This window comes from Clostridium sp. MSJ-8 (assembly GCF_018918325.1).
Classification (GTDB): domain Bacteria; phylum Bacillota; class Clostridia; order Clostridiales; family Clostridiaceae; genus Clostridium.
The window spans coordinates 114,082-120,736 of record NZ_JAHLQH010000029.1 but is presented as its reverse complement, the minus strand read 5'-3'; the positions used below and the strand labels follow the sequence as shown (position 1 = coordinate 120,736).

Genomic DNA, 6,655 nt, shown 5'->3' with positions numbered 1-6,655 from the left:
AATAATAAATTATTCTATGATATTATGATTTTCTACAAAATTGTATATCACTAAAATCAAATAAAAATGTGATTATTTCTAAGAAGAAATTAAGAATACACAAAATTATTTACAGGCTCAATATTTTTTTGCAAGTGAAATTACAGTAGGTTCTGTAAACATTTCGTTTCTATTTCCCTGACCAAGAGGTGCATATGCCATAGGTGTTACATTTTTTTTGCCCATCCAAGTACGTTCTGTGTTACGTTGACAATATAGATTTGTTTCAATTTGATTTATTGCTGGTGTAATTTTGTTATAAGCAATAAGATCAAGTAACTGATCAGGTTCAAAATTTGAAACACCAATTGATTTTATTATTCCATTTGCATGAAGTTTTTCTAGAGTTCTCCATGCAGAATAATAATTTGCAAAAGGCCAATGTAACAGCATTAAATCAATATAATCAGTTTGTAGGTTCTTTAGAGATTGCATAACTGAAAATTCTGCATTTTCGTATGATTTAAAATTAACCTTTGAAATAAGAAATAAATCATTCCTATCAATACCTGATTTGATTATGCCATTACCTACTTCTTTTTCATTTCCATAAGCTTCTGCAGTGTCAATTATTCGGTAACCTGCTTTTATTGCAGAAGATACAGAATTAACGCATGATTCTCCTAATAGTGTAAAAGTACCAAAGCCAATAAGTGGCATTTCAATACCATTATTTAGTTTTAAATATTCCATAATAATTCCTCCATATCAGTATATTGAACAATTTTAATGTTCATGCTATTATGATTTTAATAAATTTGAGTATCACATTATCAGGATATATTAGTAGGAGCGATACCGGATGATACCAATCCTAGTAAGTGGACAAAAGATACAAGGCCAGATAAACATAAAAGATAAAAATATTCAAATTATTGAAATAGATGAAATGTAAGGGGAAATAAATATGAAGGTATTAAATACAGATAGAATATATTTGAGAAATTTCTGCAAAGAAGATATAAATGATATGCATGAATTTTGTAGTCAATCAGAAATTGAGATGGTTGGATGGAGTGCACATAAAAATATTGAAGAGACTGAAAAGGTTTTAGAACAATGGAGTTTAAATAAAAACATTTATGGGATTATTTTTAAAGATACAAATAAATTAATAGGCTATATTGCAATTCATGAAGATTCAGAAGAAGGGCGTTCTGATACTAAAGAATTAGGTTTTGCGTTAAATAAAAAATATCATAGGCTTGGAATTATGAGTGAAGTAATACTAGAAGTTTTAAAATATTTATTTTCTAAGGATGTTGTATATGTGTGGGCATGTTGTTTTCAAAATAATATAGCATCTAAAAAGTTAATTGAGAAAATGGGATTTGAATTTATACAAGAGGGTGTTTTTTATTCAGATAGTTTTGAAAAAGAGATTCCGTCATACGAATATAGAATGTCAAAAGATAAATTTGAGATAAAATATTAGTAGATGTATCTACTAATATAGGAGGGTTTAGAGAACATTTAGATAATCTTATTTGCAGCAATATGAGTTTGTTTAATTCAAAAAAAGTTTATGTAATTATGACTAAAAATACATTTTCAGCAGGAGTAGTTGCAGTAGATACCTTGACTAGTAAATGTAATGCTGTAATGGTTGGAGAAGAAACTGGAGGTTCTACAGAGATGTTTGGAGTGGCAGAAAAGCAATCTTCAATTCTACCTATTATATATGCAAGTGGATGTGAAAAAATAGACGTTTTAAATAAGGCTAATAGAAATTCAACTAGCAACTTGCAAGGAGTTATTCCAGACATAGCTGTAGAATATTCAATTAATGATGTAGAGAATGGAATTAATCCGTATTATCAAGCTATTATTAATAATTAGGAGGCGATATTTATGAAAATTATATTATTTATTATATTTATGGTAGCATTAAGCATACTTGCAAGTAAGTCATTATATGATATGCCTAATCCAGGAAGAAGGCTTTATGATAGACTATATAATGATAAAGAAAATAAAGATGAAGATAAATATTAGACTAATTGTATAATGAAATTGAACTTAAAAAAACCAATAGTGATTGTGTGTCATTAACATCTTTATATTTTAGGTCTTTAATTTAATTGATTGATTTTCTTTTTACACCAAATAGATAGTTAACAACAGGTATTCTAATGATAATTTCAATAGTAAGAAAAGTCATAATATATGTGCCAACAGTAGAAACAATAAAAATCAGAAAATTACTTGAAGTAAATTTACAAATATAATATTGAAAAATAATAACCCAAATAAAATGAAATATATAAAATGCAAATGAACGAGAATTAAGATATCTCATAATCTTGTTATTGTGATTGAAATATGATTTGCCAAGTCCAAGCATCGTCAATATTCCAAACCAACAAGTGAGGTGCATTGCAATTGTATTAATTATTGCATTTGCCGAATCACTCCATATAAACATATATGTATCAAGAATATCGAAAATCATCATGAATAAAAAATTAATCCATCGTATTTTGACAACCAAAGTCATAACATCCTCTTTAGAGAATACATAATATCCTAGAAGAAAAAGTGCAAAGTATGATCCGATACTCTTTCCACCAATGTTAAGAACAGGAGTTAAAACTATAGGAAAAACACCTAATCCATAAACCCCCAATAACTGCTGTTTTATAGATAGCTTACCAGATGATAAATTATCACCTTGTGATAGTTTCGGTATAAATTTTTTCTGTAAAGAAATGAAACCAAGACTCAAAAGCGAAATTATGAATAAATATAGTAAAAACCATAGATGAGCAGGAGAAAATCCCCCATCGTATCCTGTTAAAGTCGTAAACTTTGTAAAGAATATTTTATAATGATCCAAAAAGCTACCATTATAGCCAGTATAGAATTTATCTGCGTAATAAGTCATAATTGGTACTACTGTTAAAACTCCTGTAGCTAGAGGCAAAGCTAATTTATTAAACCTCTCCTTTATGACTTGGCTAGTAATTCTCTTCCTTAATGAATAAAACAAACTAATTCCAGCAAGAATAAATAACAAAGACATATACCAAGGTGATATAAAGGTGACTAAAGAACTCAAAATCTTATTATTAGAAAACCATATATAATTACCCTCTCCCCAGCAATTCCATGCCATAGAAACATGAAATGGTACTAGCAATAGAATAAATGTACATCGAATATTATCTATGTAATTCTTTCTGGTTGAAACTTTTTTCTTATTTATTTCTACTGTTGATTCCATTACTATACCTCCTATGAGATTTGTATGCGAGTTGTTTTATGCTAATAAAATTAAACTGTTCTTTAAAAATGCTGCAAGTTCAGATTAGTAAATGCATTTCCTTCATATTTATTATAAATATTACTATTAACAACAGATAGTCCTTCTACTAGGTTTGCTTCTATTATACCATCAAAACATTTAACGTCAAAAACCTGATAAGGATAAAAAATTGATATTTCATACTGATTTAGGATCTCAATATACAAGTAATGATTTAAAAGAACTTTGTAAAAAATTTAATATTATACAATCATTTAGAAAAAAGGTTGTCCATATGATAATGCTTGTATAGAATCTTTCCATTCATCAATAAAGTATTGAAAAAATGATTTTAATATTTTTATTGAAATATTTATATTACAATTATTCCCTAATTTAATCAAACTTGCCCTAAATTCTATACTGTTAATTAATTTTTTATTCTTGTTATTTTAGATACATCTGCATAAGGAGTGTTTATATTTGTTGTAATTTTTCCATCTTTTATTTTACTACTATCAGAATGGTATTAGATATTAATCAACTGAAAAGATAAGTAATCAAAAAAGATTAATTCAATAATTTCAATACTGTCAATAAATGATAATTTTATGGATTTATATACTATTTGTTTTAAAATCATACTTTAAAGTCAATAATTAATGAAAATAATTTTCATTAATTATTGACTTTGTTTGTTAAGAGGAATATACTATCAATGTAAATGATAATGAATATCGATTTTCAAAGGAGTTGATTGTTATGCCTTTAACAATGGCCAAAGTTGGTGAAGTAAACACTATAAAAAAAGTCGGCGGTTTAGATGAAACTAGAAGATTTTTAGAAAATTTGGGCTTTGTATCTGGATCGGAAGTAGTTGTTATTTCTACTAATGGGGGAAATATTATAGTAAGTATTAAAGATTCTAGAGTGGCTTTAAATATGGACATGGCAAAAAAAATAATGATATAAAGGAGAAGTAAAAAATGACATTACGAGAAGTAAATGTAGGCGATGAAGTTACTGTTGTAAAAATAAATGGTAGTGGAGCATTAAAACGTAGAATTATGGATATGGGGATTACTAAAGGAAGCAAAATTTATGTAAGAAAAGTTGCCCCTTTAGGTGATCCAGTCGAAGTAACTATAAGAGGATACGAATTATCTATAAGAAAGCAAGATGCTGAAATTATTGAAGTAAAATAGTAATAGAATAAAGAAATGAGGGAGTAAATTGTCAGTGAAAATAGCGTTAGTAGGTAACCCTAACTGTGGTAAGACTACATTATTTAATTCATTAACAGGTTCTAGTCAGTATGTAGGTAACTGGCCAGGTGTTACAGTAGAAAAGAAGGAAGGTAAATTAAAAGGTCATAAAGATGTAATTATTACAGACCTTCCTGGTATATATTCTTTATCACCATATACACTAGAAGAAGTTGTAAGCCGTGAGTACTTATTAAATGAAAAAGTAGATGCAATTATTAATCTAGTAGATGCAACTAATATAGAAAGAAACTTATACTTAACTACTCAAGTGATGGAACTTGGAATTCCAGTTGTTATGGCTCTTAATATGATGGACTTAGTTGAAAAGAAAGGCGATAGCATAGATGTAAAGAAACTAAGCGAATCATTAGGAGTTACAATAGTTCCTATATCAGCACTTAAATCAAAGGGAATAGATGAACTTATTAGTGAAGCTGTTAAAAAAGCTAATTCTAATAGTAAAGTTGAAGTTAAACAAATATTCTCTAATAATTTGGAGAATGTTATATCTGGAATAGAAGGAACATTACCTAGTACAGTTCAAGATTTTCAAAAACGTTTCTATAGCATAAAGCTTTTTGAAAGAGATGAAAAAATAATTGAAAAATTAAAGATATCTAAAAATCAACAAGATGATTTAGAAACAATAATTAAAGGATACGAAAGCTCAGAAGATGATGATAGTGAAAGTATTATAATCAATGAAAGATATGAATATATAGCAAAAGCTATAGATAGTGCAATAAGTAAAAAGAAAGAAAAAGAATCTGTATCAGATAAAATTGATAAGGTTGTAACTAATAGAGTATTGGCACTTCCTATCTTTGCAGTGATAATGATAATCGTTTATTACATTTCTGTAACTTCGCTTGGATCAATAGTTACAGATTGGACTAATGATACTTTATTTGGCGATACTATTCAACCAGCTGTTACAACATTCTTAGAACATGTACATGCTAGTGATTGGTTAATTGGATTAATAGTTGATGGTGCAATTGGTGGTGTTGGTGCAGTTCTTGGATTTGTACCTCAGATGTTAATATTATTCTTCTTCTTATCTATATTAGAAGATTGTGGATATATGGCAAGAGTTGCATTTATTATGGATAGATTATTTAGAAAATTTGGTTTGTCAGGTAAATCATTCATCCCAATGCTTATAGGTTCAGGTTGTGGTGTTCCAGGAGTAATGGCATCTAAAACAATTGAAAATGAGAATGATAGAAGAATGACTATTATGACTACAACATTTATTCCATGTGGAGCTAAACTTCCAGTAATAGCTCTTATAGGTGGTGCAATGTTTAGTGATTTTAAATGGATGGCTCCTTGTATGTATTTTGTAGGTGTTATTGCAGTAATTGTTTCAGGTATAATTCTTAAGAAGACTAAGAGATTTGCTGGAGATCCAGCACCATTTGTTATGGAACTTCCAGATTATCATATACCAGCAGCAAAAGGTGTTTTAATTCATATGTGGGAAAGAGGAAAATCTTTCATTAAGAAAGCTGGTACTGTTATATTTATAGCTTGTGCATTAATTTGGTTCTTATCAAGCTTTGGATTTGATCATGGATTTGGTATGGTAGATGAATCTAAGAGTTTACTTGCTAACATTGGTAATGTTGTTGCTCCAATATTTAAACCATTAGGATTTGGTAACTGGAAAGCAACTGTTGCTACTGTATCAGGACTTGTAGCAAAAGAAAATGTTGTAGGTACATTTGGAGTATTACTTGGACTTGGCGCTGATGCAGCAGAAAATGATCCGGGATTATTAAAGGCAATTGCAGAATTATTCCCATATGGTGCAGCAGCAATGTCATTCTTAATATTTAACCTTTTATGTGCACCATGTTTTGCAGCAATTGGAGCTATTAAGAGAGAAATGTCAAACACTAAGTGGACATTCTTTGCAATAGGATATCAAACAGTATTAGCATATTGTACAGCTTTAGTAGTAAACCAAATAGGTGGATTAGTAACAGGAGCTCTATCATTTGGAGTAGGAACAGTAGTTGCAATAATTATTATAATTGCATTCTTATACTTACTATTTAGAAAAGGTTACAAGGCAGAAGCGTAATGTAAAAAAAGGAGT

Annotated in this window: 8 protein-coding genes and 1 pseudogene; 7 read left to right on the top strand and 2 right to left on the bottom strand. The window is 28.8% G+C overall.

The features are described from left to right. Positions 1-117 precede the first annotated feature (117 nt). Positions 118-732 (bottom strand): aldo/keto reductase, encoded by a 615-nt coding sequence (locus tag KQI77_RS06145; protein ID WP_216389390.1) that lies wholly within the window; start codon positions 730-732, stop codon positions 118-120. A 214-nt stretch (positions 733-946) separates the two neighbouring features. On the opposite strand from KQI77_RS06145, the gene KQI77_RS06140 reads away from it, so the two are divergent. From KQI77_RS06140 to KQI77_RS06130, 3 genes are all read left to right on the top strand, one after another. Beyond that, on the top strand, positions 947-1,474 hold the full coding sequence (locus KQI77_RS06140; protein ID WP_216389389.1) for a GNAT family N-acetyltransferase: 528 nt from the start codon (positions 947-949) through the stop codon (positions 1,472-1,474). 68 nt (positions 1,475-1,542) lie between these two features. Next, entirely contained in the window at positions 1,543-1,878 is a 336-nt protein-coding gene (locus KQI77_RS06135) for a hypothetical protein (RefSeq protein WP_216389388.1), read from the top strand. A 12-nt stretch (positions 1,879-1,890) separates the two neighbouring features. Then, the gene (locus tag KQI77_RS06130; protein ID WP_216389387.1) at positions 1,891-2,034 is read left to right on the top strand and encodes a hypothetical protein; all 144 of its coding nucleotides are present in this window, start codon (positions 1,891-1,893) and stop codon (positions 2,032-2,034) included. Between the two features lie 82 nt (positions 2,035-2,116). Here the strand turns inward: KQI77_RS06130 and KQI77_RS06125 are convergent, their stop codons facing one another. After that, complete coding sequence (locus tag KQI77_RS06125) at positions 2,117-3,262, bottom strand: acyltransferase family protein (protein ID WP_216389386.1); 1,146 nt, start codon at positions 3,260-3,262, stop codon at positions 2,117-2,119. A gap of 187 nt (positions 3,263-3,449) precedes the next feature. Between KQI77_RS06125 and KQI77_RS12975 the strand changes: the two are divergent. From KQI77_RS12975 to feoB, 4 genes and pseudogenes are all read left to right on the top strand, one after another. After that, positions 3,450-3,619: pseudogene (locus KQI77_RS12975) on the top strand (IS3 family transposase); the annotation flags it as partial. Between the two features lie 426 nt (positions 3,620-4,045). Beyond that, complete coding sequence (locus KQI77_RS06120) at positions 4,046-4,255, top strand: FeoA family protein (RefSeq protein ID WP_216389385.1); 210 nt, start codon at positions 4,046-4,048, stop codon at positions 4,253-4,255. Positions 4,256-4,269: 14 nt separating this feature from the next. After that, positions 4,270-4,488 (top strand): ferrous iron transport protein A, encoded by a 219-nt coding sequence (locus KQI77_RS06115; protein WP_216389384.1) that lies wholly within the window; start codon positions 4,270-4,272, stop codon positions 4,486-4,488. Between the two features lie 28 nt (positions 4,489-4,516). Next, positions 4,517-6,640, top strand: a complete 2,124-nt coding sequence (gene feoB / locus KQI77_RS06110; RefSeq protein ID WP_216389383.1) for a ferrous iron transport protein B — start codon at positions 4,517-4,519, stop codon at positions 6,638-6,640. Positions 6,641-6,655 lie beyond the last annotated feature (15 nt).

Excerpts from the sequence above, each read along its gene's own strand:
- KQI77_RS06145 (WP_216389390.1), bottom strand. The coding sequence starts at position 732 with ATGGAATATTTAAAACTAAATAATGGTATTGAAATGCCACTTATTGGC.
- KQI77_RS06140 (WP_216389389.1), top strand. The coding sequence starts at position 947 with ATGAAGGTATTAAATACAGATAGAATATATTTGAGAAATTTCTGCAAA.
- KQI77_RS06130 (WP_216389387.1), top strand. The coding sequence starts at position 1,891 with ATGAAAATTATATTATTTATTATATTTATGGTAGCATTAAGCATACTT.
- KQI77_RS06125 (WP_216389386.1), bottom strand. The coding sequence starts at position 3,262 with ATGGAATCAACAGTAGAAATAAATAAGAAAAAAGTTTCAACCAGAAAG.
- KQI77_RS06120 (WP_216389385.1), top strand. The coding sequence starts at position 4,046 with ATGCCTTTAACAATGGCCAAAGTTGGTGAAGTAAACACTATAAAAAAA.
- KQI77_RS06115 (WP_216389384.1), top strand. The coding sequence starts at position 4,270 with ATGACATTACGAGAAGTAAATGTAGGCGATGAAGTTACTGTTGTAAAA.